General features: G+C 71.6%; 21 protein-coding genes and 1 tRNA gene. 10 read left to right on the top strand and 12 right to left on the bottom strand.

All coding sequences use genetic code 11. The annotated features are described in order from the left end of the window. Positions 1-7: 7 nt before the first annotated feature. The 3 genes from WFK95_RS14680 (at position 8) to WFK95_RS14670 (ending at position 3,816) form a co-directional block, all read left to right on the top strand. Complete coding sequence (locus tag WFK95_RS14680; protein WP_224647934.1) at positions 8-304, top strand: WhiB family transcriptional regulator; 297 nt, start codon at positions 8-10, stop codon at positions 302-304. A 213-nt stretch (positions 305-517) separates the two neighbouring features. Further along, the gene (locus tag WFK95_RS14675; protein ID WP_224647935.1) at positions 518-1,726 is read left to right on the top strand and encodes an acyl-CoA dehydrogenase family protein; all 1,209 of its coding nucleotides are present in this window, start codon (positions 518-520) and stop codon (positions 1,724-1,726) included. A 107-nt stretch (positions 1,727-1,833) separates the two neighbouring features. Next, complete coding sequence (locus WFK95_RS14670) at positions 1,834-3,816, top strand: acyl CoA:acetate/3-ketoacid CoA transferase (RefSeq protein ID WP_224647936.1); 1,983 nt, start codon at positions 1,834-1,836, stop codon at positions 3,814-3,816. 4 nt (positions 3,817-3,820) lie between these two features. Here the strand turns inward: WFK95_RS14670 and WFK95_RS14665 are convergent, their stop codons facing one another. From WFK95_RS14665 to WFK95_RS14645, 5 genes are all read right to left on the bottom strand, one after another. After that, the gene (locus tag WFK95_RS14665; protein WP_224647937.1) at positions 3,821-4,171 is read right to left on the bottom strand and encodes a VOC family protein; all 351 of its coding nucleotides are present in this window, start codon (positions 4,169-4,171) and stop codon (positions 3,821-3,823) included. 75 nt (positions 4,172-4,246) lie between these two features. Beyond that, on the bottom strand, positions 4,247-5,563 hold the full coding sequence (locus tag WFK95_RS14660; protein ID WP_224647938.1) for an ABC1 kinase family protein: 1,317 nt from the start codon (positions 5,561-5,563) through the stop codon (positions 4,247-4,249). A gap of 14 nt (positions 5,564-5,577) precedes the next feature. Then, positions 5,578-6,423, bottom strand: a complete 846-nt coding sequence (locus WFK95_RS14655) for a hypothetical protein (RefSeq protein ID WP_224647939.1) — start codon at positions 6,421-6,423, stop codon at positions 5,578-5,580. Between the two features lie 76 nt (positions 6,424-6,499). Then, on the bottom strand, positions 6,500-7,225 hold the full coding sequence (locus WFK95_RS14650; protein WP_336671126.1) for a ferritin-like domain-containing protein: 726 nt from the start codon (positions 7,223-7,225) through the stop codon (positions 6,500-6,502). Positions 7,226-7,273: 48 nt separating this feature from the next. Continuing rightward, positions 7,274-8,632, bottom strand: coding sequence for a zinc-dependent metalloprotease (locus WFK95_RS14645; RefSeq protein ID WP_336671125.1), 1,359 nt, complete (start codon positions 8,630-8,632; stop codon positions 7,274-7,276). A gap of 96 nt (positions 8,633-8,728) precedes the next feature. On the opposite strand from WFK95_RS14645, the gene WFK95_RS14640 reads away from it, so the two are divergent. Next, complete coding sequence (locus WFK95_RS14640; protein WP_336671124.1) at positions 8,729-9,772, top strand: YlbL family protein; 1,044 nt, start codon at positions 8,729-8,731, stop codon at positions 9,770-9,772. A gap of 25 nt (positions 9,773-9,797) precedes the next feature. On the opposite strand, the gene WFK95_RS14635 is transcribed toward WFK95_RS14640, so the two are convergent. Next, positions 9,798-10,394 (bottom strand): PPA1309 family protein, encoded by a 597-nt coding sequence (locus tag WFK95_RS14635; protein ID WP_224647943.1) that lies wholly within the window; start codon positions 10,392-10,394, stop codon positions 9,798-9,800. Positions 10,395-10,483: 89 nt separating this feature from the next. Here WFK95_RS14635 and WFK95_RS14630 point away from each other — a divergent pair, with 89 nt between their 5' ends. The 3 genes from WFK95_RS14630 to WFK95_RS14620 all read left to right on the top strand — a co-directional run bounded on the left by WFK95_RS14630 (position 10,484) and on the right by WFK95_RS14620 (position 14,318). Beyond that, complete coding sequence (locus WFK95_RS14630) at positions 10,484-13,450, top strand: UPF0182 family membrane protein (protein WP_336671123.1); 2,967 nt, start codon at positions 10,484-10,486, stop codon at positions 13,448-13,450. A gap of 111 nt (positions 13,451-13,561) precedes the next feature. Next, positions 13,562-13,635: transfer RNA gene (locus tag WFK95_RS14625), tRNA-Met, on the top strand. Between the two features lie 137 nt (positions 13,636-13,772). Beyond that, positions 13,773-14,318 carry a sugar O-acetyltransferase gene (locus WFK95_RS14620; protein ID WP_336671302.1) on the top strand — a complete coding sequence of 182 codons (546 nt, stop codon included), beginning with the start codon at positions 13,773-13,775 and terminating at the stop codon, positions 14,316-14,318. Here WFK95_RS14620 and WFK95_RS14615 read toward each other — a convergent pair whose 3' ends face one another. Continuing rightward, complete coding sequence (locus WFK95_RS14615) at positions 14,319-15,212, bottom strand: LLM class flavin-dependent oxidoreductase (RefSeq protein ID WP_336671122.1); 894 nt, start codon at positions 15,210-15,212, stop codon at positions 14,319-14,321. Positions 15,213-15,308: 96 nt separating this feature from the next. On the opposite strand from WFK95_RS14615, the gene WFK95_RS14610 reads away from it, so the two are divergent. The 3 genes from WFK95_RS14610 (at position 15,309) to WFK95_RS14600 (ending at position 18,168) form a co-directional block, all read left to right on the top strand. Then, positions 15,309-16,541: an adenylate/guanylate cyclase domain-containing protein gene (locus tag WFK95_RS14610; protein ID WP_336671121.1), complete on the top strand. Its 1,233-nt coding sequence runs from the start codon at positions 15,309-15,311 to the stop codon at positions 16,539-16,541. 152 nt (positions 16,542-16,693) lie between these two features. Beyond that, entirely contained in the window at positions 16,694-17,647 is a 954-nt protein-coding gene (locus WFK95_RS14605) for a sulfite exporter TauE/SafE family protein (protein ID WP_224647949.1), read from the top strand. Positions 17,648-17,688: 41 nt separating this feature from the next. Then, complete coding sequence (locus tag WFK95_RS14600; RefSeq protein WP_336671120.1) at positions 17,689-18,168, top strand: GNAT family N-acetyltransferase; 480 nt, start codon at positions 17,689-17,691, stop codon at positions 18,166-18,168. On the opposite strand, the gene WFK95_RS14595 is transcribed toward WFK95_RS14600, so the two are convergent. From WFK95_RS14595 to WFK95_RS14575, 5 genes are all read right to left on the bottom strand, one after another. After that, positions 18,131-19,369: an MFS transporter gene (locus WFK95_RS14595; RefSeq protein ID WP_224647951.1), complete on the bottom strand. Its 1,239-nt coding sequence runs from the start codon at positions 19,367-19,369 to the stop codon at positions 18,131-18,133. The genes WFK95_RS14600 and WFK95_RS14595 overlap by 38 nt on opposite strands. A 156-nt stretch (positions 19,370-19,525) precedes the next feature. Further along, positions 19,526-19,849 (bottom strand): transglycosylase family protein, encoded by a 324-nt coding sequence (locus tag WFK95_RS14590; protein ID WP_224647952.1) that lies wholly within the window; start codon positions 19,847-19,849, stop codon positions 19,526-19,528. A 558-nt stretch (positions 19,850-20,407) separates the two neighbouring features. Beyond that, the gene (locus WFK95_RS14585) at positions 20,408-23,959 is read right to left on the bottom strand and encodes a tRNA-guanine transglycosylase (RefSeq protein WP_336671119.1); all 3,552 of its coding nucleotides are present in this window, start codon (positions 23,957-23,959) and stop codon (positions 20,408-20,410) included. Between the two features lie 140 nt (positions 23,960-24,099). Further along, positions 24,100-24,756 (bottom strand): response regulator, encoded by a 657-nt coding sequence (locus WFK95_RS14580; RefSeq protein WP_224648863.1) that lies wholly within the window; start codon positions 24,754-24,756, stop codon positions 24,100-24,102. Between the two features lie 45 nt (positions 24,757-24,801). Next, a complete protein-coding gene (locus WFK95_RS14575; RefSeq protein WP_224648861.1) occupies positions 24,802-25,965 on the bottom strand; it encodes a histidine kinase in 1,164 nt (387 codons plus the stop codon). Positions 25,966-26,007 lie beyond the last annotated feature (42 nt).

The following is a 26,007-nucleotide window of genomic DNA, read 5'->3' as shown; positions in this document are numbered from 1 at the left end:
GACCATCATGGACGAACGACCAGTCGTCCGCACCATCGATTCGATCAGTATCACCCGGACGACCAGTATCGAGAGCCGCGTGCCCTGCCGGGCCGGGGATCCCGACCTGTGGTTCGCCGAGGCCCCGTCGGACCTCGAGCGGGCCAAGACCCTCTGCGAGACCTGCCCCCTCCAGCGCGCCTGCCTGGCCGCCGCCCTCGAGCGCGGCGAGCCCTGGGGCGTGTGGGGAGGCCAGATCTTCGAGCAGGGCGTCGTGATCGCGCGCAAGCGCCCGCGCGGCCGGCCGCGGAAGAATGCGGCCTGATCGCAGTGAGCCCCGATCCGAGAGGATCGGGGCTCACTCGTTTCCGGGGCGGGGTGGCGTCGCCGCCCCCGATGATCCCCGAGGGCCCGACGTCCGCCGCTGTGACGGACGTGCGGAAAGTCGCTCCGGCGTTGTCCGCGAAACCATTGCGACCGCACAGTGATGCGGCGCACAGTGGATCCACGCCGATTCGACTGACAGTGAGGACGCCCGATGACGGACCAGACCACCGAGGCCCTGGCGGAGGGCATCGCCCGCTCCCGCGACACCGACTACCTCGACATGGAGGCGCTGCTCTCCGATGAGGAGAAGGACCTGCTGGTCAAGGTCCGCAAGTTCGGCGACAAGGAGCTCCTGCCGATCGTCAACGACTACTGGGAGCGCGGTGAGTTCCCGTTCGAGATTCTGCCGAAGCTGCGCGAGCTGAAGGTCGTCGGCGACACCATGACCGGATACGGCATCACGCCGATGACCGCGGTCGGGCAGGGGCTCGTGTCGTACGAGCTGGGCCGGATCGACGGCAGTATCGCCACGTTCCTCGGCGTGCACGTCGGCCTCGCCATGCAGTCGATTTACATCCTCGGATCCGAGGAACAGCGGCAGCGATGGCTGCCGGCGATGGCGAACCTCGACAAGATCGGCGCCTTCGCGCTCACCGAGCCCGACCACGGCTCCGATTCCGTGGCGCTGGAGGCCACCGCGACCCGCGACGGGAGCGACTGGATCCTCAACGGCCTCAAGCGCTGGCCCGGCAACGCGACGTGGTGCGACGTCATCGTCGTCTTCGCCCGCGACACCGGCGACGGCAAGGTCAAGGCCTTCGTCGTGGAGAAGGACGACCCCGGCTACAGCGCCACCAAGATCGGAGGCAAGGTCTCGCTGCGGATGGTGCAGAACGCCGACATCGTGCTCGACGACGTGCGCGTCCCCGACGACCGCCGCCTCGTCAACTGCAACGGCTTCCCCGACGTCTCCAAGGTCCTCATGGGCACGCGCAACGCGGTCGCCTGGTCGTCGACGGGGCACGCCGTCGCCGCGTACGAGATCGCGCTGACCTACGCCCAGCGGCGCACCCAGTTCGGCAAGCCGATCGCCGCCACGCAGAGCGTGCAGGGCAAGCTCGTCGAGATGCTCGCCGACGTGACCTCGATGCAGCTCTACTGCATCCGCCTCGGGCGCCTGCTCGACGAGGGAGCGGTCACCGACACCATGGCCGCGCTCGCCAAGTACTACTGCAGCGTCAAGGCGCGGCACGTCTGTCGGATGGCCCGCGATGTGCTGGGCGGCAACGGGATCACCCTCGACTTCCACGTGATGCGGCACCTCTGCGACATGGAGGCGCTGGTCACCTACGAGGGCACCGCCGAGATCCAGTCGCTGCTCGTGGGGCGGGAGGTCACGGGGAAGAGCGCCTTCGTCTGATCGCTGTCGCGGAATCGCGCGAACGCCGCCGCGCCGCGTGATACACATCACAGTGCGATCGCATACTGCGATCGCAGCCCCGCGGGGCGAGTGAGAGGCGGCACGCGATGTCCATCGATCCGGTCCTGATGCCCACGGCCACATCACCGATCCGCGACAAGGTGGTCACGGCGAAGGAGGCGGTGCGCCTCGTCCGCGACGGCGACCACCTCGTGCTCGAGGGCTTCGCCGGGCAGGGCTTCGCGGAGGAGCTCGTGCTGGCGCTCGAGGAACGCTTCCTCGCGACGGGTTCGCCGAAGGACCTGTCGCTGGTGTTCACGGTGGCGCAGGGCGATCGGGGCGAGCGCGGCACCGTCCACCTGTGCCACGACGGGATGATCAAGCGCGCGATGGGTGGCCACTACGGCATGGCCCCCGCGCTGCAGAAGCTCGCGCTCTCCGGTGAGATCGAGGCGTACAACCTGCCGCAGGGTGTGATCGCGCAGTTGCTGCGCGACACCGGCGCCGGCAAGCCGGGGCTGATCACCCACGTCGGCCTGGGGACCTTCGCCGACCCGCGGCTCGGCGGCGGCAAGGTCAACGACGCAACCACCGAGGACCGCGTCCGGCTGATGGAGATCGACGGCCGCGAGTACCTCTTCTACAAGGCCTTCGACCGGCTCGATGTCGCCTTCCTCCGCGGTACCACCGCGGACCCGAGCGGCAACATCACCATGGAGAAGGAGGCGCTCACGCTCGAGGCGCTCGAGACGGCGATCGCCGTGCACAATAAGGGCGGCCTCGTGATCGTGCAGGTCGAGCGGATCGCCGAGCGCGGATCGCTGAATCCGCGGGACGTGAAGATCCCGGGCGCCCTCGTCGACTGCGTCGTCGTCGCGACCAGCCCCGCGCACCACACCCAGTCGTGGGGTTCGCAGTACAACCCGGCGATGAGCGGCGAGATCCGCCAGCCCATGAGCTGGATCCGCCCGATGCCGCTCGACCCACGCAAGGTCATCGCCCGGCGCGCCGCGCTGGAACTGCGCCCGAACTCGGTGGTCAACCTCGGCATCGGCGTCCCCGAGGGGGTCGCGGCCGTCGCCGCCGAGGAGGGCGTCCTCGAGTACCTCACGCTCACCGCCGAGCCCGGCGTCATCGGCGGCATGCCAGCGGGCGGAACGGATTTCGGTTCCGCGATCAACGCCGACGCGATTCTCGCGCAGCCCTCCCAGTTCGACTTCTACGACGGTGGCGGGCTCGACGCGGCCTTCCTCGGCATGGCCCAGGCCGATGTCGACGGCAACGTCAACGTCAGCCGGTTCGGCCCGCGCCTCGCGGGCGCCGGCGGGTTCATCAACATCAGCCAGAACGCCAAGGCGGTCTACTTCCTGGGCACCTTCCTCGCGCCGGCGCGCACGGAGGTCTCCGACGGTGCCATCGTGACCTCGGACGGCCCGGCCGCGCCGAAGTTCGTCGCGTCCGTCGACCAGCGCACCTTCTCCGGCGAGTACGCGCTCAAGGCGGGGCAACCGGTCATGTACATCACCGAGCGGTGCGTCTTCCGGCTCTCCGAGCGCGGCATGGAGCTCATCGAGATCGCGCCCGGCGTCGACCTGCAGCGCGACGTGCTGGACCTGCTGGGCTTCGAGCCCGTCATGGACGGCCCGCCCGCGATCATGGATCCACGGATCTTCCGGGACGACCCGATGGGGCTGCGCGACGACCTGCTGTCCGTGCCGCTCGAGGCGCGGTTCACCTACGACGAGAAGCGGAACCTGTTCTTCATGAACTTCGAGGGCGTCGCGGTGCGCACCGAGGAGGAGGTGGAGCGCGCCGGGGTGGAGATCGAGCGGCGGCTCGCGGAGATCGGGCGGCCCGTCAACGTTGTGATCAACTACGACAACTTCGTGCTCGGCCCGGACCTCGTCGACGAGTTCGCCACCCGCGTCCGCCGGATGAGCAAGTACTACGAGTCGGTGACCCGATACACCACATCGGCGTTCCTGCGGCTCAAGCTCGCCGACCACCTCGCCGATCGCGGCCTCGCGCCGCACCTGTACGAGAGCCGCACGGAGGCCGTCGCCGCGTCGAAGCCGGCGGACGGGGACTGAGCGACTACGCCGCGGCCTGGGACAGGCACACGAGGTGCCCGTCGGGATCGCGCACGACGGCCATCCGCTCGCCCCACGGTCGCTCCTCGGGTGGGTCCACGACGGCGCCGCCGCGCGCCGTCCACGCGCCGACGACGCCGTCCAGGTCCGCAACGGCGAATCCGAGGGCGACGGCGGTGTCGCTGGGCGTCGCCGGGCGCTCGTGCAGCATGATCTCGACGCCGTCGGCGGTGGCGAGCCACGCCAGCTCGTCGGCGGCGGCGGTGCGGCGCAGGCCGAGAAGGCCCGCGTAGAAGGCCAGCGCCGGGTCCAGCGCGGAGACGGAGACGACGAGGCGGGAGATCGACGCGGTCATGCGCCCGACACTACGCCCGGCGGCGCGGACCTCGCGGCGGCGCTGCGTGTGCTCGGGCGCCTGCGCGAGGGATGGTCATTCGTCGCCGTCGAGCAGCGGCACCCAATGCTCGACGATCGCGCGGTACGGCGCCTCGGCCTCCATCTGCGAGCAGATGCCGACCATGCCGAGCAGGACGCGGAAGAGCATCACGTACTCGGGCGGCAGGGCCAGCTTGCGGCCCGTCTGGAACTGCTCGCCGCGCACGTCGGTCGCGGTGTACGCGGCCTTCATCAGCCACTTGCGGGTGAAGTGGAAGCTCTCGGACCGCAGCGGATCCACGTACGGCGCGAGGTAGCCGCGGATGTCCTCGGGCGTGATCTCCAGCCGAGGCGGGATGAAGCCCTGGCTGCGCAGCAGAGGGAACAGGGCGTCGTAGTCCTCGTCGCGTGCGAGTCGCAGGATCTTGCCGACCGCCGGCGGTATGCCGCCCGGGTACTCGGCGACGGCGCCGAAGTCGAGGGCGACGAGCCGCCCGTCGGGCGCGATCATGAAGTTCCCGGGGTGCGGGTCGCCGTGCAACAGGCCCGTCCTGGCGGGCGCGCTCACCTCGAACTCGGTGAGCTTCGAGGCGGCGTCGTTCCGCTCCTCCTGGGTGCCGTTCGCGATGACGTCGCGCAGCGGCCGCCCGGTGACCCACTCGCTGATGATCACGGTGGGCGCGCTGGCGAAGACCTTGGGCACCTGGACGTTCGGGTCACCGTCGAAGGCCTTGGCGAACTTGCGCTGGTTGGTGGCCTCGTACCGGTAGTCGAGCTCGGCCTCGGTGCGGTCGGTGAGCTCCTGCACCAGCGACTTCACGTCGGCGCCCGGCGTGAGCGGCTTGAGCACGGAGCTGAGCCGGCCGAGGGCCTTGAGATCGGCGCGCAGGGCCTCGTCGGCGCCCGGGTACTGGACCTTGACCGCTACCTCCCGACCGTCGGACCACACACCGCGGTGCACCTGACCGATGGACGCGGACGCAGCGGCCTCGTCGTCGAAGGAGCTGAACCGGTCCCGCCAGCCCGTGCCCAGCTGCTGGTCGAGCACCTTGTGCACGGTGGCCGCCGGCATGGGCGGCGCCTCGTTCTGCAGCTTCGCGAGGGCGTCGCGGTAGGGGGCCGCGTACTCCGGCGGCACGGCCGCCTCCATCACGCTCATGGCCTGGCCGAGCTTCATCGCGCCGCCCTTGAGCTGCCCCAGGACCTCGAAGAGCTGCTCCGCGGCCTTGGCCTGCAGCTCCGCGTTCACCTCGTCCTTGTCGGCGCCGGCGAGACGCTTTCCCCAGCCCACCGCGGTGCGGCTGGCCATGCCCAACGGCAGCCCCGCCAGCTTGGCCGTGCGCTTCGCACTGCCACGGGTGATCTCGGACATCTGGCCCCCTGGAGTCAGCCTGCCGCCTCGGCCGCGGGAGCGGGGACCCCGCATCCGCACCCGGGGTGCATGAACCATCGTCGGACGGCGATCGCGCTGCCCTCGACCTCCAACGTACAGCCGAGGGCGTCCGGCGGGTCCGCCGAGTCCCACCGCCCGGCGGCGACGGCCGCCACCTGGTGCGCGGCCACCGCACCCGTGATCCGCAGGATCTGCGCCGAGGCCCGCCCCGCGCGGCCGAACAGCTGGCAGGCGAGCGTGGGCCACCCGGGATCGGCGTCGGCCCGGGCGCGGTCCAGGCACCGCAGGCACGGGCCCGCGCCGGGCAGCACGAGCGGCCCGACGATCCCGGCACCGTCGCGCAGCACCACGGGCAGGTGCGGCACCCGTTCCCGCATCAGCCGCGCCACCAGCACGGGATCGGGGGAGAGGGCGTCCGCGAGCACGACGAGGTCGACGCCGCGGCCGGCGGGCGTCCAGCTCCGCGCGGTCCCGGCGGTCACCCGGACCTCGTCGAGGGCGGCGAGCTCGCCGAGCACCGTGTCGGAGACCGGGCCCCGCCCGTGCAGGTGGACCTGCAGGGGCGCGTGCGGCGGTTCCGCCTCCAGCAGCCCGTGGCCGCGGAGCGCGTCCAGCAGCTCGGTGACGTCGGACGGGGTCATGCCCAGGTCGGCGGCGCGGCGCTCCAGCTCGCGGGCGGTGCGGAAGGACTGCAGCCAGCGCAGCAGCCCCGCCGTCGCGTCCGGAGCCAGCCACGGCGGCGGTTGCAGCACGGGCGCGCCGGTCGCCGAGGCGCCCAGCTGGACCAGCGTGGGCGGCCGGACCACCACGGTGAGATACGGGTTCAGACGGTGCCGCATGGCTCCAGTCGAGCACGCCGGCGCACCGTGAACCGTCCGGAATCAGCGGTTATCCACAGGCGGATACCGGTGTTGATCAGGGGCGACGCGGCGCGGCGGAGATCTCTCGCGCGGTCACCGGTGGCGCGGCGACGAAGACCTCGCGCCGGAACCGGCCGAACAGAGCGGCGCTCTCCCGCAGCAGTGCCCGCCGCGAGCCGCCGACCGCCGCCAACGCGCGACCGTGGTCTGCGGCGACCACGATCGACACCGCGCAGGCGAAGCCCTGCCAGAGGGCCCCGATCGCTCGCCGCCGAGCGGGCGGGGTGGCCGCGAAGCCCTCGCTGAGGCGGTCGCGCTGGAACCGGATGTGGTACTGCTCGTCGTCGAGGATGCGGCGGCTGACCTCGGCGAGGAGCGGATCGGGCGACTGCGCGAGCGCCCCGTAGTAGCTGACCGCGATGAGTTCCGCGACGGTCAGCACGAGCAGCTCGCAGCGCAGGCCGAGGGCGCGACGGGCGCGCACGAAAACCGCGTCCGACCAGTGCCCGTCGAGCAGTTCGCCGCCGCCCGCGCGGATCAGCTCCGCGAGGAGTCGTGCGTGCTCGTTCTCCTCGGCGACGAACAGCCGGACCGCCGCGGCGTACGCCGGGTCGCCCGCGGCGTCGGCGTGCGCGGCCAGCGTCGCGCCGTCGCCGCTCTCACCGACCTGGAAGCGCTGCAGGCTCGCGATCACCGCCGGCGGCAACTCCGCGCCGAGGGACCACGCCGGGTCCGGTCCGCGTCGTCGTGCCCGTTCTTCGAAGTGTTCGACCCATTCCATCCCTCCTTCATAGCCCAGTAAAGCTGAGATGAAGGTGAGTGGATTCGGTCAGTTCCCGTCGGAAGCGCCGCCGGACTCGCGTCCCAGCCGCTCGATCGCGGCGATCGGATCGTCGAGGTCCGAGGCCTCCGCGCTGGACGAGTCGCCCAGCAGTCGGTCGATGAAGGCCGCGGGCGCGTCCAGGTCGGCGGCGTCGGGGATCAGGTCGGGGTGGGCCCAGATGCCGTCGCGCTCCTCCATCGAGGTGGCGTTCAGGATCCGCTCCCACAGGTCGGCCGCCTCGCGCACCTTGCGGGGGCGCAGCTCCAGGCCGACGAGCGTGGCGAAGGTCTGCTCGGCCGGGCCGCCCGATGCGCGCCGGCGGCGCATCGTCTCGCGCAGCGCGGCGGCGCTGGGCAGCCGGTCGGCGATCGCCGCGTGCACGACGTCCTCGACCCAGCCCTCGATGAGGGCCAGCAGCGTCTCGAGGCGCTCGAGCGCGGCGGTCTGCTCCGGCGTGGCCTTGGGCTGCAGCGCGGCGCCCTGCGCGGCCATCAGCTCCTCGAGCTTCGACGGGTCCTGCAGCGCGGTCGGGTCCAGGTTGCGGGAGAGCTCCTCGATGCCCGACATGTCGATCGTGATGCCGCGGGCGTACTGCTCGACGGTGTCGAGCACCCGGGCGCGCAGCCACGGCACGTGCGAGAACAACCGCTGGTGCGCGGCCTCGCGCGCCGCGAGGAAGACGAGGATCTCCTGGTCCTTGACGTCGAGGTCCTTGCTGAACGCCTCGATCGCCTCGGGCAGCAGCGCCGCGGTGTCCTCGGGGCCGAGCGGCAGGCCGATGTCGGTGCTGGTGAGCACCTCCTTCGACAGCGAGCCGAGCGCCTGGCCGAGCTGCGTGCCGAAGGACATCGAGCCGATCTGGCTGAACATCCCCATCATCGGCGCCGCCATCTCGCGCGCCTCCTCGGGCATGCTCTGCATCCACGAGCCGGAGATCTTCTCCGCGACGGGGTTCACCAGCCGCTTCCACGTGGGCAGGGTCTTCTCCTGCCAGTCGACGGGGGTCCACGCCGCCGTCTTCTGCGGGCCCGCCGGGAGCACGGTGGCACCGTCGAGCCAGAGCTGCGCGAGGTGCATCGACTCCTCGACCGCCTTGCGCTGGCCCTCGGAGACGGGCTCGTGCTTGCCGAGGGTCTGGCGCGCGAGCTGCGCCGCGAGGGTGTAGTTGACGGGCTCGCCGGTGCCGGCACCCGGGCCGGTCATGCCGGTGCCCATGCCGGAGATCATCTGGCCGAGCTGGCTCAGCATGTCGCCCAGCTGCGACATGTCGAAGGGCTGACCGGCGCCGAACGGCTGGTCCCGTCGGCCTTTGCCGTCGTCACCGCCGTCGTCGCCGGAGGAGAATCCGAAGGGCAGGTCATTCATGACTCCACGGTACTGCCCCGGTCCACCCCGGGCCGCTCCGTCCGTCACGCTCTGCGCGAACATCCCGCGCGAACGGCGGCGGCTACGCTGTGGCCCGTGACGGAACGCAGGATCACGACAGCTCTCGCCGCCCTGGTACCGCTTCTGGTGCTCGTGTTGCTGGGGATGTTCGTGACGGTGCCCTACGTCGCCGTCGGCCCGGGGGACACCGCCGACACGCTCACCACGTACGCCGAGCGCGACGCCGACGGCAAGGTCGTCGACCGCAGGGTCATCACCATCGACGGTCTGCCCGTGCATCAGCCCGCCGGTCAGTTGCGCTTCACGACCATCGCCGTGACCGACGGCCTCAACCTCTACGGCGCGCTCGCCAAGTGGGCGAGCGGCGCGCAGATCGCGCCCCGCGACGCCTACTACCCGCCCGGCGCCACCCGCGAGCAGATCGAGGCGGGCAACCGCGAGCAGTTCACCGGCTCCGAATCCTCCGCGACCGTCGCGGCGCTGCGGTACCTGAAGATCCCGACGGCCGTCGGCGTCGTCGGCCTCAGCGAGGGCGGACCGTCGCAGGGCAAGCTGCGCGAGGGCGACGTCGTCGAGGCGGTCGACGGTGCGCCCGTCGCCGCCCCCGACCAGGTCGCCAAGGGCCTCGAGGGCAAGAAGAAGGGCGACGTCGTCACCGTCACGGTCCGGCGCGCCGACGGTGCCGCGCAGGTCCCCGTCACGCTCGCCGAGTCCGAGGGCAAGCCGCGCCTGGGGATCGTCGTGGGGCAGGTCCCCGCGGACCCGAAGATCCGCATCGGCTTCGGCGTGCAGCAGGTCGGCGGGCCGTCGGCCGGGCTGATGCTCTCGCTCGGCATCGTCGACCTGGTCGAACCGGGCGACCTCACGGGCGGGAAGAACGTCGCCGGGACCGGCGAGATCGCCTCGGACGGCAAGGTCGGGCCCATCGGCGGTATCGAGCACAAGCTCCAGGGCGCCAAGCGCGACGGTGCCTCGGTCTTCCTCGTGCCCGCCGCCAACTGCGACGCCGCGAAGTCCTCGCCGCCCGCGGACCTGCAGCTGGTGAAGGTCGAGACGCTCGACGGCGCGATCCAGGCGCTCGCGGACGTCCGCGAGGGTCGCCCCGCGCCGTCCTGCTGAGCGCCCCGCGGGTCGCGGAGCGGGGTCAGTCCTCGTCGAAGGTGGCGAGCAGTCCCTGGATCAGGCCCGGCGCGAGCTGGTCGGCGCGCAGCAGGTCGGAGTCCGCGAAGGGATCGTCGTCGTCGGGCTGCAGCGTGAGCAGGGTGATCCGGTGGCCGTCGCGCAGCACCGCCGCGACCATCCGCGCCGTGCGCCGGCCCGGGTGGCTCTCGGCGGCGGCGCGGCCGGCCCGGTCGGCGGCGTCCACATCGGCCAGATGGGGCTCGAGCGCGCCGTCGAGATCCGCCTCCGCGGTCGGCGGCAGCACGATGATCTCCTGCACCAGCGCGCACCCGACGACCTCGTCGGGCCAGGTGGTGGTGGCGAGCACGTGGTTGAGCTCGGTGCTGCCGCCCCGCGGGTCGCCGGGCAGCGGCTCCTGCTCGATCACGGTGAGCGAGGCACCGTCGTCGAGGATGTCGGCCCACTCGGGCTGACTGGTGGCGAGCAGCGAGGTCGGGACGAGCCCAAACAACTGGGGCGGCTGGCCCCAGCCCTGCGGTTCCACGAACTCGATGGCCTCGCGGGCCGCGCGGCCCAGGGCCGCCTCGTCGAATACCTGCTCCGGCTCGTCGTAGGTCACGCGCCCATGATCGCATCCCGGGGCGCGCGCGGTACCACGTCGGTGAGCACGCGCGGATCCCATCTCGGGCAATCCGTACAGTGGTTGTCGTGACGACACCTCGTGCCGCGGGCATTCCCACGCTGTCCCGCCGGGCAAAGATCCTCATCGCGATCGCCGTGGTCCTCCTGGCGCTGCTGCTCATCGGGCCCCGGGTGGTGGACGTGATCACCGCCTTCCTCTGGTACGGCTCGCTCGGCCATGCCGGCGTGCTCCGGACCGTGCTGCTCTCGCGCCTCGGCCTGTTCGTGGTGACGGGCGTGGTGCTGGCGCTGTTCACGTTCGCCGGGATGTGGCTGGCGTACCGCGTGCGGCCGGCCTTCCTGCCCTCGCCGACGGACGATCCGGTGGTGCGGTACCGCGCCGTGGTGACGAGCAAGCTGAAGACCTTCGCGATCGTGCCCTCCCTGCTGATCGGGCTCATCGCCGGCATCTTCGGGCAGTCGGCGTGGCAGCAGGTGCTGCTGTTCTTCAACCGCCAGCCCTTCGGCGACACCGACGCCGAGTTCGGCATGGACATCGGCTTCTACGCCTTCACGCTGCCCTTCATCGAGTTCGTCCTCGGCTTCCTGTTCGCAGGCCTGATCGTCATGTTCCTGGCGAACCTGGTCGCGCACTACGTCTTCGGCGGCATCCGCCTGGCGGGCCGCGAGGGCTCTCTGTCGCGCGGCGCGCGCATCCAGCTCGCCGCGATCGCCGGCGTCTTCCTGCTGACCAAGGCCGTCGCCTACTGGTTCGACCGGTACGCCCTGGTCTACTCGAACCGGTCGCCGATGTTCACCGGCGCGAACTACACCGACATCCACGCGATGCTCCCGGCGAAGGCGATCCTCACGGGCATCGCGATCATCTGCGCCGCCGCCTTCTTCTTCGGCATCGTGCTGCGCGACCTGCGGGTCCCCGCGATCGCGACCGTGCTCATGCTGTTCTCCTCGCTGGTGGTCGGCGTCGGCTGGCCCACCGCGGTGCAGACCTTCTCCGTCGGCCCCAACGCGGAGAAGGAGCTGCCCTACATCGCGCGGAACATCGCGGCGACGCAGGAGGCCTACGGGCTCGCGAGCGCGAAGTACGAGAAATCCGATCCCAAGGCCTCACCCGAGGCCCTGCAGACGCTCACCGCCAAGGACGCCCCCTCGCTGCAGAACGTGCGTCTGCTCGACCCGAACGTGGTCTCGCAGGCCTTCTCGAACTTCGGCGGCCTCAAGGACTACTACCGGCTCTCGGGCAAGCTCTCGGTGGACCGCTACGACGTGGGCGGCAATCAGACCAACGTGCTGCTCGCGCCGATCGAGCTGGACCCCGGCAAGACCCCGTCGGACTGGACCTCGCGGCACATGGTCTACACCCACGGCAACGGCCTGATCACCGCGCCGGCCGGCCAGGTCGACCAGGTGGTCAGCGAGAGCGGCCGCGACGCCGTGAACAACAACAACGCGGGCGGCCAGCCCGTGTTCACGCGCAACGGCGTGGCCGGCAGCAAGGCCGTCACGCAGCCGCGGATCTACTACGGCGAGATCATCGGCTCCGATCCCGGCTTCTACTCCGTCGTCGGCAGCACGGGCGACCCGCGCGAGCTCGACAGCGACACCGAGCGCTCGCGCTACGAGGGCGACGGCGGCGTCGGGATCGGCAACTGGTTCACCCGCCTCGCCTACGCGATCAAGTTCACCGAGCGGAACATCCTGCTCAACGGGAACATCGGGCCGGACTCGAAGATCATCTACCAGCGCGACCCGCGCGACCGGGTCAAGCAGCTCGCGCCGTTCCTCACGGTGGACACGAAGACCTACCCGATGGTCGACTCGCGCACCGGCCGGATCCTGTGGGTGGTCGACGGCTACACCACGCTGCCGAAGTACCCGTACGCGCAGCAGACCTCGCTGTCGGACGCCACCGGCTCGCGCCAGCAGACCACGCCCGGCCAGCAGGCGCAGCGCCGCCAGGTGGACGAGAAGGTGGGCTACATCCGCAACTCGGTGAAGGCCACCGTCGACGCCTACGACGGTTCCGTGCACCTCTACCAGGTCGACGAGAGCGATCCCGTCCTCAATGCCTGGAAGAGCGTCTTCCCCGGCGTGGTCGAGCCGAAGAGCGCGGTGCCCGCCGAGGTGGCGCAGCACTTCCGCTACCCGCAGGACCTGTTCGAGGTCCAGCGCTTCCTGCTGCAGAAGTACCACACGTCGGACCCCGACACCTTCCGCCGGCAGAACGACGTCTGGCAGGCTGCCGCGGCGCCGAACGAGACGCCCGACAAGGACGGCCTGCAGTCCCCGTACTACTCGGTGGCGTCGGCGCCCGGCGGTGGCCCGGCGCAGTTCCAGCTCTCGTCGATCCTGCAGGCGAAGGACCAGCCGTACCTCGCGGGGCTCGTCTCCGTGTCGTCGGAGGGTGAGGACGCGGGCCGGCTGCTGGTGCGCGACATGCGCGAGCTGCCCGGGCGCCGGACCCCCGGCCCGATGCAGGCGGCCGACCTGATCAAGGGCGCACCGCCGGTCGTGGCCGACAACGCCAACATCCAGGCGCTCAACCCGCGCTTCGGCAACCTGCAGGCGATCGCGCTCGCGAACGGCGGACTGACCTACGTCTGGCCGATGTACGCGCAGTCGACGGGGGAGCGGGCCGCGCCCAAGCTGATCAAGGTGCTCAGCCTCAACCCGGTCACGGGCGGCGCGGGCTACCGCACGACGGTCGCGGCGTCGCTCACCGACGCCGGGTACCGGGGCGTCGACGCCGCGCTCGCGACGGCGGCGACGGGCGTCTCCGGCCCGACCCAGGGCCAGACGGTGCCGGGCGCGACGCAGCCCGGCCCGGACCAGCCGCCCACGCAGGCGACCGTGCCCGGCGCCGACACCCCTGAGGTGCAGGCCGCGGTGAAGGCCGTTTCCGACGCCTGGAGCTCGGTGCTCTCGGCGCAGCGCTCCGGCGACCAGGTCGCCGTCGGCCAGTCGATGAAGCAGCTCGGTGACGCGATCACCAAGCTGCAGGCGGCCGAGGCGAAGGCGCGGGGCGGCAACTGATCTCAGCTCTCCGGCCGGGGCGGCGACGCCCGGCCCGGCCGGAGAGACGAGCGTCACGTTCAACTGATTTGCACATCGTGAGCGCATTCCAGTAACGTGGTGTTTACCCGACGCGGGGTGGAGCAGCTCGGTAGCTCGCTGGGCTCATAACCCAGAGGTCGCAGGTTCAAATCCTGTCCCCGCTACTAGGTCGAAGGCCCCCGGAGAAATCCGGGGGCCTTTCGCATTCCGGAGCCCTTTCGCATTCCGGAGCCCTTTCGCATTCTCCGGGTAGTTCCACGGCGGTGGGTACCGTCGGGGCGTGGCCACGGAACTCCATCGGATGCTCGCCGGCGAGCGCTACCGCGACAACGATCCGGAGCTCGTCGCGATGCGGAAGTCCTGCGGCCGGCTGCTCGACCGGTTCAACGTCACCGCCGCGGACGACGACGCAGTGCGCTCTCAGATCCTCCAGGAGCTCCTGGGCGGCATCGGCGAGGGTTCCTGGGTCATGCCGCGATTCCAGTGCGACTACGGGGCGCACATCACGATCGGCGCCAACAGCTTCCTCAACTACGACGCGATCCTCATGGACTGCGCGCAGATCACCATCGGCGCCGACTGCTCGATCGGGCCGCGCGTGCAGCTGCTCACCGCGCTGCACCCCGTCGAGGACCACGCCGCGCGGCGGGCGCGGTGGGAGACGGCCGAGCCGATCACGATCGGCGACAACGTCTGGTTCGGCGGCGGCGTCATCGTGTGTCCCGGCGTCACCATCGGCCGGAACACCGTCGTTGGCGCGGGCAGCGTGGTGACCCGCGACATTCCCGATCACGTCGCCGCCGTCGGCAATCCCTGCCGCGTCGTGCGCTCGCTCCCTGCCGAGTAGCTACCCGCTCGCGCGGACCTCGGCGACGCGCTGCCGCACGCGCGGCGCGACGTCCTCGACGAACCGCCGGCACTGCTCGTAGTCGTCGTCCTCGGCGCCGAAGACGAAGGTGTCCATGCCCGTGTCCACGACGAGACCGGTCAGCTGCTCCGTCCACTGCTCGACGGTGCCGCGGAAGGGCTCGTCCGACGGCTGGTCGTCGATGGACCCGAAGATGTTGTAGACGCGCCGGATCGACGCGGGATCGCGGCCGGCGGCGCGCGCACCGTCGTCGATGGCGGCGTGCCGTTCGGGCAGGGTCGCGGGCGGGAAGAAGGAGTTCGACGGTGCCCACCCGTCCGCGTGGCCGCCGAGGAAGCGCAGCAGTTTCGGCCCGCCGACGCCCAGCCAGACCCCGATGTCGTGCGCGGGGCGCGGGCCGGGATGCACCCCGTCGAGCCGGTAGTGCTCGCCGTGGAAGCGCACGGACCGGTCGCCCGACCACATCAGGCGGATCACCTCGACGGCCTCCTTGAGCGCCCCGGCGGCCTCGCCGGGGCTGCGCTCGGGGCCGCCCATCGCGGCGATCGCGGGCCAGAACGCGCCCGCGCCGAGGCCCAGCTCGAACCGGCCCTCGGACAACAGGTCGAGGGTCGCCGCAGCCTGCGCCAGCACGGCGGGCGGCCGCAGCGGCAGATTGGCCACGTCGGGGAAGACCCGCACCTCCTCGGTGCGGTCGAGCAGCGCGCCGATCAGCGTGAAGGTGTCGACGAAGGCCTGCTGGTAGGGGTGGTCCTGCACCCCCAGGAACTCGACCTTCCCGTCCGCGAGCTCGGCGAGGGCGAAGCAGTTGTCGAGCGCCGCGGCGGACGGGGTGACGAACAGGCCGAATGCGACGGGACGCAGGTAGTCCATGTCCGCCAGCCTAGGCCCCGCCGCGGGCCCGGGCAGCGGTACGGGCATCCGTCCGGATCGGCATCGGCGGCGCCCCGGCCTGGCTACGCTCGGCCTGTGCCGACCAGCGCAGACTTTCGGGCGTGGTGCGCCGCGAGCGGGTACGCCGAGGGCGCGATCCCGGAGGCGGACCGCCGCGGGCTGCGCCTCGTCTCACTCGCGGCGTACGCCTCGGCGGCGGTGAGCTTCGGCTTCGGGGTGATCGGCCTGGCCTTCGGCGGGCCGCACCAGGTGATGCTCGTCAACGTCGTCTCCGGGGCCGCGCTGGCGCTGGTCCCGGCGCTGGGGCGATTCGGAGCGCTGGTGGCGCCGACGGCGTTCTTCGCCGTCGCGACGGTCACGCTGTGGAGCCTGTGCGTCCTCCTCGGCGAGGGCGTGGGGCTGCTGTACTACTACCTGGTCATGGCGGTCGGCGTGCCGATGATCGTGGGCGTCCGCCGGATCGTCGCCGCCACCGCGGTGGTCGTCGTGTGTCTCTCCGCGATGATCTACCTGCACTTCACCGTGCCCGAGGACACGGGCCTGGTGCCGCACTGGTTCGCCACCACGGGCTTCGTCGTCAACGTGATCGCCGCGGCGTCCCTGGCGGTGGCGATCGTCGGGGCCGGGCTGTTCCAGATCGAGCGCGCGGACGCCGCGCTCGAGGAGGAGTTCCGGCGGTCCGAGGCGCTGCTGAACAACATCCTGCCGAGGTCCGTCACGGAGCGCCTGAAGGAGCCGGGCCACGCCGAGGTCGCGGACTCCTACGACGACGCCTCGGTCCTGTTCGCGGACATCGCCGGGTTCACCGAGATGTCCAGTCGCACCGCCCCCGCGGACGTCGTCCGGTACCTCGACCGGCTCTACACCACCCTGGACGCGCTGGTGGAGCGCCACGGGCTCGAGAAGATCAAGACCACCGGGGACTCCTACATGGTGGTGAGCGGCGTCCCCGAACCGCGCCCCGACCACCTCGAGGAGCTGGCGCGGTTCGCGGTGGCGCTCCAGGGCGCGGCGGCCGGGGTGACGAACGCCGACGGCCGCGCGACGCCGCTCCGGATCGGCCTCGCGGACGGCCCCGTGGTCGCCGGCATCGTCGGATCGAAGAAGTTCTTCTTCGACGTCTGGGGCGATGCCGTCAACGTCGCGTCCCGGATGGAGTCGACGGGGGTCGTCGGCCGGATCCAGGTGACCTCATCCGTCCACGACCGGCTCGGCCGGGCCTTCGCCTTCGAGGAGCGGGGCCTCATCGCGGTCAAGGGCAAACCGGACCAGCGGACCTGGTTCCTCCTCGGCGAGCACGCGCGGTGACCGCACCGCGTGGAGGGACGGTTCAGCAGCGGTCGCAGTACCGGTTTCGGATCACGCTGATCGGGACGGTTCCGATCCTGTGACGCGCTCGGCAGAGTGACCTGTCATATCCGGACGAGTCCCCTCGTCCGCCTCAGCCGCAGGAGACCAGCATGCCCACCCTCGTCATCGTCGCCTTCGTCGGACTGCTCGGGCAGCTCGTCGACGGCAGCCTCGGGATGGCCTTCGGAGTGACGGCGACGACCTTCCTGGTCGCGCTCACGACGCTCTCGCCCGCCGCCATCAGCGCGACGATCCACCTCGCCGAGATCGGCACCAGCGCCGTCTCGGGCGCATCGCACTGGCGCTTCGGCAACGTCGACTGGAAGGTCGTGCGCCGCATCGGCATCCCCGGCGCGATCGGCGCGTTCATCGGCGCGACGGTGCTCTCCAACCTCTCCACCGAGGTCGCGAAGCCGCTGATGTCCACGATCCTGCTGCTGCTCGGCCTGTACGTGCTGCTGCGCTTCACCTTCCGCGGCATCGATACCAAGAACCTGGGCAAGCCGCTCAAGTCGCGCTTCCTCGCGCCGCTGGGCCTGTTCGGCGGCTTCGTCGACGCCACCGGTGGCGGCGGCTGGGGTCCCGTCGGCACGCCGGCACTGCTGGCCTCGGGCCGGATGGAGCCCCGCAAGGTGGTTGGCACCATCGACACCAGCGAGTTCCTCATCGCGCTCGCCGCGTCGCTCGGCTTCCTCGCCAACCTCGGCGGCGAGGGCGTGAACTTCGCCTACGCCGGCGCCATCCTGCTGGGCGGCGTCATCGCGGCGCCGTTCGCCGCCTGGCTGGTGCGCCACTTCCCGCCGCGCCTCCTCGGCGCCTCGGTGGGCGGCCTGATCATCCTCACCAACGCCCGGACCCTCGTCGGCAAGAGCGGCCTCGCGCTCGATCCGGGGACGCAGCGCGTCGTGTACATCCTCATCGTCGCCGGCTGGATCGCCGCGTTCGCGTACTCCTTCGTGCAGTACCGCCGCGACGCCGTCCTCGAGTCCGCCGATTCCATCAGCGATCTCGCGGCCCGCAACGCCGCTGCGACCGAGGATCCGAAGGAGCCGGTCCCGGCCTGATCACCGCGCTGCTTCGTCTTTCCGTCCGTAGGCTGGGCGGCATGGACGTCTGGACCGCGGACCCGCAGCGCGACGCCGGCCTGGTGGCGACGCTGCGCTACGCGTGGGCCCGGACCTCCGGCGCCACCACCGATCCCCAGGACGACGCGTTCGTGGAACAGGTGCGGGCGTGGTGGATCCGCGACGAGCGCACCGTGTTCCTGGCGGGGGAGTCCATTCCGGGCGGCGGTGGCGCGGCCGCCGGCATGGTGACGCTCCACGAGTACCGGCGGATGCCGGTGCCGGGCGCGGCCCCATCGGCCTGGGGGTACCTGGGGCATCTCTTCGTCCTGCCCGCGGCGCGGGGCGAGGGGCACGGCCGGGCGTTGATCGAGGCGGTGCAGCGCGCCGCCCACGACCGCGGCTACCGGCGACTGGTGCTCTCGCCGAGCGAGGAGTCGATACCGCTGTACCGCCGCACCGGTTTCCGCGCGGCGGACGAGCTCATGGTGTGGGAACCGGGCCCCGCCGCCACGTCGTGATGGTGGCGGGCCCGACGCCCCGGTCGAGGCCGCGCACGAGCACGGCGCAGCCGATGCCCGAGAGCACCATGCCGATGGTGAACACGGCCGGGTAGCCGAGCGCATCGCCCACGGCGCCGCCGGCGAATCCGGCGATCCCCTGCGCCGCGACCACGGCGCTCGCGAGCAGCGTGTAATCGGCGCCCGCGTCGTCGCGCTCGCACGCGTCCATCATCAGCGTGAACAATGCGACCAACGCGGCGCCGCCGAAGACGTGCTCGAGCAGCGTTGCCGCGATCACCATGCCGCCGCCGCCGATCCCGAGCGCCGCGATCACGTACAGCCCCACCGCCAGGCTCTGGCTGACTCCGCCGAACAGCAATGCCGTGCGCCGCCCGTGCCGGAAGGCGAGCCAGCCGCCCACGGCCGATCCGGCGAGGGCGCCCGCGGAGCTCAGGGCGCCGCTCACCAGCGCGATCTCCCGCAGGCCCAGGCCCGCGTCGTGCAGGAACGGGCCGGAGACGGACGACGCCATGGCATTGCCGAACTTGTAGGCGGCCAGGAGCCCGATCAACGGGATCACCCCGGGCCGGCGCAGGCGGTGCCACCACGCCGTGCCCAGGCCCTCGCGGCGGACGTGCTCGACGGGGCGGGGCGCACCGTCGGCGGGCTCGTCCCGCGCCAGCAGGACGACGGGGACCGTGCACAGCAGGATCAGCCCGCCCAGGGTGAGCAATAGGACGCGCCAGCCGCTCTCCGCGTAGATCCACAGCAGCCCGCCGCCGCCGGCGATCATGCCGAGCCGGTAGGCGCCCGTCTGGATGCCGTTGCCGAGGCCGCGGTCGCGGGGGCCGAGGAGCCGCACCGCGAGGCCGTCGGTGGCGACGTCCTGGGTGGCGGAGAGCAGGTTGATGGCGGCGATGGCGACGAACAGCCACCGCAGGGACCCGGTGAGGTCGGTGGCGGCCAGGGCGAAGGCGACGCCGGCGGAGCCGAGCTGCGTGGCGAGGAGCCACCGCCGGCGCGTGCCGATCCGGTCGACGGCGGGCGCCCAGAGGAACTTCAATCCCCAGGGGAGGTAGAGGAACGAGGTGAGGCTGATCGCGGTGAGGGACAGGCCCGCCTCGCGGAGCAGGACGGGGATCGCCTGCGTGAAGAAGCCGAACGGGAGTCCCTGGGCGAAGTACAGCCCCGTCAGCAGGAGGAGCACGCGCAGTCGCACCCCGCGATTCTGGCAGTTCGCGCCGGAAGCGGGGCGACCAGGTCTCAGCGGGCGGGACGAGGCGGTCCTCTGGGGTGCGACGCGAAAACGCCTGTGGCGGCCGATTCACGAGGAATCGACCGCCACAGGCGTCAGTCTCTGTACAGCGGGTGCGACTTAGCCGCGGCCGCCGCAGCTCGGCCACGCGCCGATGCCCTGCGAGGCCAGAACGTTCTCCGCGACGCGGATCTGCTCGGCACGCGAGGCGTTGTGCGGCAGGCCCGAGCCACCGTTGGCGGACCAGGTCGACGGGCTGAACTGCAGGCCGCCGTAGTAGCCGTTGCCGGTGTTGGTGTTCCAGTTGCCACCCGACTCGCAGGCCGCGATGGCGTCCCAGTTCACGCTGTCGGCGTTCGCAGCACCGGTGCCGAAGGCAACGGGAGCGGCGACGATCGCGCCGGTGACGGCCATCATGCCCAGGGTCTTGCGGATGTTCTTCAAGGTGTTCCTTTCGCCGGTGCGCATGCCAGGACACAGCCCGATTGGGGCGGAGGTGTCGGGGAAAGACATGGACCGTGCCTTCTCTGTCGGGCACGGCGGTGGGCTGAGGACGATCGCTCAACCGGCTTCGGCGACGTGGTGCGTCACGCTGGAAGCGGTCCGGCGCCCGAGGAAGATGCTCTCGTTTCGGCGGCGGGCCCACACATACGCGGTGGTTCGTGGATTCAATTGTGTTCCCGCTGAGCGGGTCGAGATGAACACTAGGGGCCTATCGGCGCGGTGTCATCCCCGCCGCGGGACGGTCGCGGTTTGATAACGCTTCGGTCACGATCGGCTGTGAGGACCGTAAGACCAGGTCACCCCGGAGATCGCTAGCAATAGCTTGCATAGGCAATGACCTGCGAAAAGTGATGGCAATCACAAGGGAAATGTGGCTCCCGTCACGGAGCACGAGGTTACGGAACGGTGTACGTGATCGCGCCTCGACCGACGACGAACGGCGGCGGTGCCGGCCTTTCCGCCGTCACCGCCGCCGTCCGGCAGCGCTCTTCTCCGTCGCTAGTGCGCGGTCGCCACGACGTCGCCGTCGTGGTCGTCCACCCGCCCGCTACTGGTGGCTCCGCCGCCGCTGAAGCGCTGCAGGAAGGCGTCGCGGTACGCGGGGAACCGTCCCTCGTCGATCGCGCGCCGGGCCCCGGCGGTGAGCGCGGTGAGGAACCGCAGGTTGTGCCGGGTCACCGCCTGCACCGCCGACGGTGCGTCGGTGCGGTAGAGGTGGTGCACGTACGCGCGGTTCGGAGACGGTGCCGCCCCGTCCCGATCGGGGGCGGCGTCGAGCGGACGCACGTCGTCGCGGAAGGGCCGCGTGGACACCGCGATGGGACCGTCCGCCGTCAGCGCGATTCCGCGGGTCGCGAGGTCCTGCGGCGCCGGGGATTCGATGAGATCGACGCCCGCGCCGATCGCATGCAGCAGTTCCTCGGGTCCGCGGACCGCGGCGAGGTACCGCGGAAGGTCCGCGTCCAGCGCCGCGGTGAGCAGGACGAGCGCATCGCCGGCCTGCGGATCGGTCGCGGCGCCGACGACCCGGACGCCGCCGAATCCCAGTCCGCCGGAACGGACGTCCTCCTCGTGGCGGGCGAGCAGATCGCGCAACGCGGCCCGGTCGTGGGCGAGGCGCAGGGGAACAGTGGCCCACAGCGACATCTCGCCCCGTCGCAGCGCAGTGAGCCAGTTGTGCTCGGCGAGAGCGCGCCGGGCGCCGCTCGCCGCCGCAGGTGCGAAGACGACGTCGCCGCCCAGCCGGTACGCCGCAGTGACGGCAGCGGCCGGATCGGAGGACGGGGCCGAGACGTCCACGAACAGTGGCAGATCCCACCCCGCGAAGGCGGCGAGGCCGCCGGCCTCCTCGACGGTCTCGGCGCCGGGGTGGAGTCCCAACCGGGCCCCGTCGACGGTGACACCGCTCGCGCCGAGCCGCGCGGCCGACGCGGGATCCACGCCCGGGATCGCGGCGAGCGGCGCGGATGCCACGAAGGCCGGCGTCGCGATCGCCCGGTGGGCCGTGTGCAGCGTCCCCGAGCGCGCGGCGTCCGATCCGCCCGTGACCTCGAAACGCACCGGGTCGGTCACGGATTCGGCCTGCAGCCGGGCGTGCGCGGAGAGCGATCGGTAGTCCGAACGCAGCTCGGAGAGCTCCGCCGCCAGCGCGCGATTGCTCGCGCGCAGCTCCGCCAGTTCGGCCGTGCTCCGCGGGGCCTGCGGCGCCCCGCCTCCCGCCCCGCCTCCCGCACCGGCGGGAGTCCGTGCGGGAATCAGCGTCGGGGTGACCGGCGGCGCCGCGATCGGGTGCGGTGCCGGAACGCGAGTCGAAGCCACCGTCGGCGCGGCGGCCGCGATCGCCGGGTTCTGCTGCACGGGTGCGGTGTCCGCGTCCGCGCCGGCGTCCATCGCCCGCAGCCCGTCGCCCTCCACGTCGATGCGGGGGAGCGCCTTGTCGAGCCAGCGCGGGATCCACCACGCGCGATCGCCGAGCACCGCCATCGCCGTGGGCATGATGATCATCCGCACGAGGAAGGCGTCGAAGACGATGGCCGCCGCCATCGAGAAGCCCATCAGCTTCAGGAAGGTCATGGAGGAGAGCGTGAATCCGGCGAAGACGGAGATCATGATGATCGCGGCCGCGGTCACGACGCGGGCCCCCGACCGGTAGCCGATCCGGATCGCCTCCAGAGCCGGCGCTCCGTGATGGTGCTCCTCCCGCATCCGGCTCACCAGGAACACCTGGTAGTCCATCGCGAGCCCGAAGACGATGCCGATGAGGAAGATCGGCATGAACACCAGGATCGGGCCGCGCTCCTCGGGCGCGATCCAGCCCAACCAGCCCTCCTGGAAGACGCCGACGGTGACGCCGAAGGTGGCGGCGATGGAGAGCAGGAAGCCCAGCGACGCGATCACGGGGATGATCACCGAGCGGAAGACGATCATCAGCAACAGGATCGCCAGGCCCACGACCACGATCAGGTACAGCGGCAGCTTCGAGGTGAGCGTCTCGGAGAAGTCGGCGTTGATCGCCGCGGCGCCGCCGATGCCGATGTAGGTCGACGTGGCGCCGCCCACGGTCTCCGCGCGGTCCCGCAGCTCGTCGAGCAGGGTCGCGGTCTGCTTCGTCGACGGCCCCGACTCCGGGACGATGATGAACTGCGCCGCGTCGCCGGTCGCGTTGGGCACGGGACCGATCACGCCGTCGTGGGCGATTCCCGGCAGCGTGCGGGCCTGATCGGCGAACCGCTGCGTCGCCGCCTTCAGGTCCCCCTTGCCCTGGGTGTCGACGACGGCGACGAGCGGCGACGACTTGCCGGCGCCGAAAGCGTCGCTCTGCATCTGCACCGCCGCCTTGTCCGACGGCGCGGCGAAGTCCAGGCCGAGCTCGATCTTCCCGATGGGGATGGCCGCGAGCGCGAGGATCGCGACGGCACCCACGAGGAAGGGGAGCGGCTTGCGGGTGAGGAGGTCGCCGATGCGCTGACCCATCGGGCGGCGCTCGGTCTGCTCGGGCGTCCAGAGCAGCGGCAGCCGAGGCTTGAACACGGTCGACTTGAACATGCCCAGGAGGGCGGGGAGCACCGTCAGCGCCACAAGGACGGCGAGCGCGACGGTGACCGCGGCACCGAGGCCCATCTGGGACAGGAACGACATACCCGTGATCGACAGCCCGCACAGCGCGATGATCACCGTGGCACCGGCGAAGACCACGGCGCTGCCCGCGGTGCCGACCGCGAGGCCCGCGGCGTGCGACCGGTCCGACGTGGTCATCAACTCCTGGCGGTACCGCGAGATCACGAACAGCGAGTAGTCGATGCCCACCGCGAGCCCGATCATCATCGACAGGCCGGTCGTGGAGGTGCCGAGCGTGAGGAAGGAGGTGCCGATCGCGATGATCGACGTCGAGAGCCCGATGCCGATCAGCGCCGCCCCCAGCGGCATCAGCGCCGCGAGCAGTGCCGCGAAGGTGATGATCATGACGATCACCGCCACCACGATGCCGATCATCTCCGCCGGCGGTTCGGCCTCGGTCTCGTTGGCGGAGCCGGCGCTCTCGACCTTCAGGCCCGCGTCGGTGCCCGCCTTCTTCGCCGCCGCCACGGCCTCGATCGACTCCTCCGAGACCTCCTTGACGTCGCCGAAGGAGAAGTGGATCTGCGCGGTCCGGCCGTCGCTGCTGAGGTTCTCGGCGGCGGCCGCCCCCACGGTGGGGTTGATGACGGCGGCCTTGTCGGCGGCGGTGAGTTGCGGCACCTGGCGCAGCTTGTCGACCACGGCGTTCACGGCCGTGGCGTTGCCGCCCTGGTCCAGCCGCTGCCCGTTGGTCGACTGCAGCACGACAGTGGCGGTGGGCGCCTGCGTCTTCGCGGTCTCGGGGAACTTCTCCTGCAACACGTTCTGCGCCTCGACGGCGCGGCTGCCGGGGAGGTTGAAGTCGTCCTTGAAGGGCTTGGACAGCGACGATCCCGCGGCTCCGATCGCGAGGAAGGCGACGATCCAGAGCACGAGGACGAGCCACCATTTCCGGTAGCAGAACCGTCCGACCTTGTAGAGGAATGATGCCATGCCATCCAGTGTGGCCACCGGGAGCGACGCACGGTAGGCCTCGAAAGCCCTTGTGGACGACCGATGTCCACTTCGTAGACGATGGTCGGACCGGGGCGCCGGCGACCCCCTACGAAAGTCGTACGGGTGGCACCGTCGGCCTAACGGGGCGTGAGACCGGCGTCGTGCGCGAGGATCGCGAGCTGCACCCGGTTGGCCACGTCGAGCTTGTCCAGCAGCCGCGAGACGTGGGTCTTCACCGTGGCCTCGCTCATGAACAGCTCCCGGCCGATCTGGGCATTGGATCCGCCCCCGGCGATGCCGAGGAAGACCTCGTGCTCGCGGTCCGTGAGCACCGCGACCCGGGCGAGCGCGACGCGGCGGCGGTCCTCGCGCGGATCGTCGGCGAAGCGGGCGATGAGCTTGCGGGTCACGCTGGGGGAGAGCATCGCCTCGCCCGAGGCGACCACGCGGACGCCGTCGAGCAGCTGGCGCGGCGGGGTGTCCTTGAGCATGAAGCCGGCGGCGCCCGCCTGCAGGGCGCGCAGCACGTAGTCGTCGAGGTCGAACGTGGTGAGCACGATGACCTGCGGCGGTTCGGGCTCCGCGCGCACCAGCGCGGTGGCGGCGAGACCGTCGACGGACGGCATGCGGATGTCCATGAGCACCACGTCGGGACGGCATTCGCGGACCAGGTCCACGGCCTCGGCGCCGTCGCCGCCCTCGCCGACGATCGTCAGGTCCTCGGCGGATTCGATGATCATGCGCAGGCCGGACCGCACCAGCGGGTCGTCGTCGATGATGACGATGCGGGTCACGGGTCCTCCTGGGGTCGTGACCATCCTGCCACGGCCCCCGGCGGGTCAGGCCCGCTCGACGGGGACGGGCAGCTCGGCGTAGACGCGCCACCCGCCGGCAGCGGTGGCGGCGGAGGTGATCTCGCCGCCGGCGAGCTGCACCCGCTCGGCCAGGCCGATCAGGCCGGAGCCCGAGCCGGGCAGGGGAGACGCGGGAGAGTGCGGGCGGTCGTTGACCACCTCGATGGAGAGCCGATGCGCGTGCAGCCGCACCGCGACCCGGACGGCCGCCGGGCCGGCGTGCTTGCGCACGTTCGTCAGGCTCTCCTGGACGATGCGGTAGGCGGTGCGGCCCAGGGCCTCCGGCACGGCGTGCGGCGCCGCGGAGGCCTCGTCGATCAGCAGCTCGACGGTGGCGCCGCCCACCCGGGACTCCTCGACCAGGCGGGCGAGGTCGGCGAGATCCGGCTGCGGCGCGAGCGGCTCGGCGTCGGACCCGCGCAGCACGCCGAGCACGCCCCGCAGGTCCTCGAGGGTCTCGTGCGCCGTGGTGCGGATCTCCGCCGCCGCCCGTTCGACGGTGCCGGACGCCGCGCCGGCGTTGACCTCGAGCGCGCCGGCCTGCAGCGCGATGAGCGAGACCCGGTGCGCCAGGACGTCGTGCATCTCCCGCGCGATGCGGGAGCGCTCGGCGGTGCGGGCCTGGACGGCGCGCAGCTCGCGTTCGGCCTCGGCTCGCACGGCGCGCTCGCGCAGCGACTCGATGAGGTCCCGGCGCGCGCCGACGTACGAGCCCCAGAGCGCGAAGGCCGCGGCGAGCGCCACGCTGGTGAGGGTGTCGCCGAGCTGCCACGGAACGCTCGACCACGGGCGTGGCACGGCGAGGCAGGCGGCGACGAAGGCGGTCGCGATCACCAGGACGCGGTCGCGCCGCCGCACGGCGAGGGTGAACAGGCCGAGGAGGGCCACGCCGGGGAATCCGACGGCCGCGGTGAGGATCCCGCCGATCACGGTGACTTCGAGCGGCCACCTGCGACGCCACCACAGGAGCGGCGAACCGGCGAGGCCGACCACGAGCGCGAGATTGCCGTAGGCGGTGGACCCGCCGCGCCACTCCACCGCTGCGGTGGCGACCGCGAGGAGGACCGAGAGCACGACGCATGCGCCGTCGCGGAGGCGCGGGGCGGTCCACCACCGCTGCCACCGCGGCCCGTCGACGCTCGAATCCATGCGTCCACGGTACTGGCGAGGCGCAGCGGCGGGGAGCCGCCG

This window comes from Tsukamurella sp. USMM236 (genome assembly GCF_037148755.1).
GTDB lineage: Bacteria > Actinomycetota > Actinomycetes > Mycobacteriales > Mycobacteriaceae > Tsukamurella.
Note: the sequence above shows the minus strand (reverse complement) of the source record. Positions and strands in the feature narration are given on the sequence as shown.

Coding starts and splice junctions, on each gene's coding strand:
- WFK95_RS14665 (WP_224647937.1), bottom strand. CDS start 4,171: ATGACCGCGTCGATCTCCCGCCTCGTCGTCTCCGTCTCCGCGCTGGAC.
- WFK95_RS14615 (WP_336671122.1), bottom strand. CDS start 15,212: ATGGACTACCTGCGTCCCGTCGCATTCGGCCTGTTCGTCACCCCGTCC.
- WFK95_RS14575 (WP_224648861.1), bottom strand. CDS start 25,965: ATGGATTCGAGCGTCGACGGGCCGCGGTGGCAGCGGTGGTGGACCGCC.
- WFK95_RS14680 (WP_224647934.1), top strand. CDS start 8: ATGGACGAACGACCAGTCGTCCGCACCATCGATTCGATCAGTATCACC.
- WFK95_RS14605 (WP_224647949.1), top strand. CDS start 16,694: ATGCCCACCCTCGTCATCGTCGCCTTCGTCGGACTGCTCGGGCAGCTC.
- WFK95_RS14675 (WP_224647935.1), top strand. CDS start 518: ATGACGGACCAGACCACCGAGGCCCTGGCGGAGGGCATCGCCCGCTCC.
- WFK95_RS14585 (WP_336671119.1), bottom strand. CDS start 23,959: ATGGCATCATTCCTCTACAAGGTCGGACGGTTCTGCTACCGGAAATGG.
- WFK95_RS14600 (WP_336671120.1), top strand. CDS start 17,689: ATGGACGTCTGGACCGCGGACCCGCAGCGCGACGCCGGCCTGGTGGCG.
- WFK95_RS14670 (WP_224647936.1), top strand. CDS start 1,834: ATGTCCATCGATCCGGTCCTGATGCCCACGGCCACATCACCGATCCGC.
- WFK95_RS14655 (WP_224647939.1), bottom strand. CDS start 6,423: ATGCGGCACCGTCTGAACCCGTATCTCACCGTGGTGGTCCGGCCGCCC.
- WFK95_RS14645 (WP_336671125.1), bottom strand. CDS start 8,632: ATGAATGACCTGCCCTTCGGATTCTCCTCCGGCGACGACGGCGGTGAC.
- WFK95_RS14660 (WP_224647938.1), bottom strand. CDS start 5,563: ATGTCCGAGATCACCCGTGGCAGTGCGAAGCGCACGGCCAAGCTGGCG.
- WFK95_RS14650 (WP_336671126.1), bottom strand. CDS start 7,225: ATGGAATGGGTCGAACACTTCGAAGAACGGGCACGACGACGCGGACCG.
- WFK95_RS14620 (WP_336671302.1), top strand. CDS start 13,773: ATGCTCGCCGGCGAGCGCTACCGCGACAACGATCCGGAGCTCGTCGCG.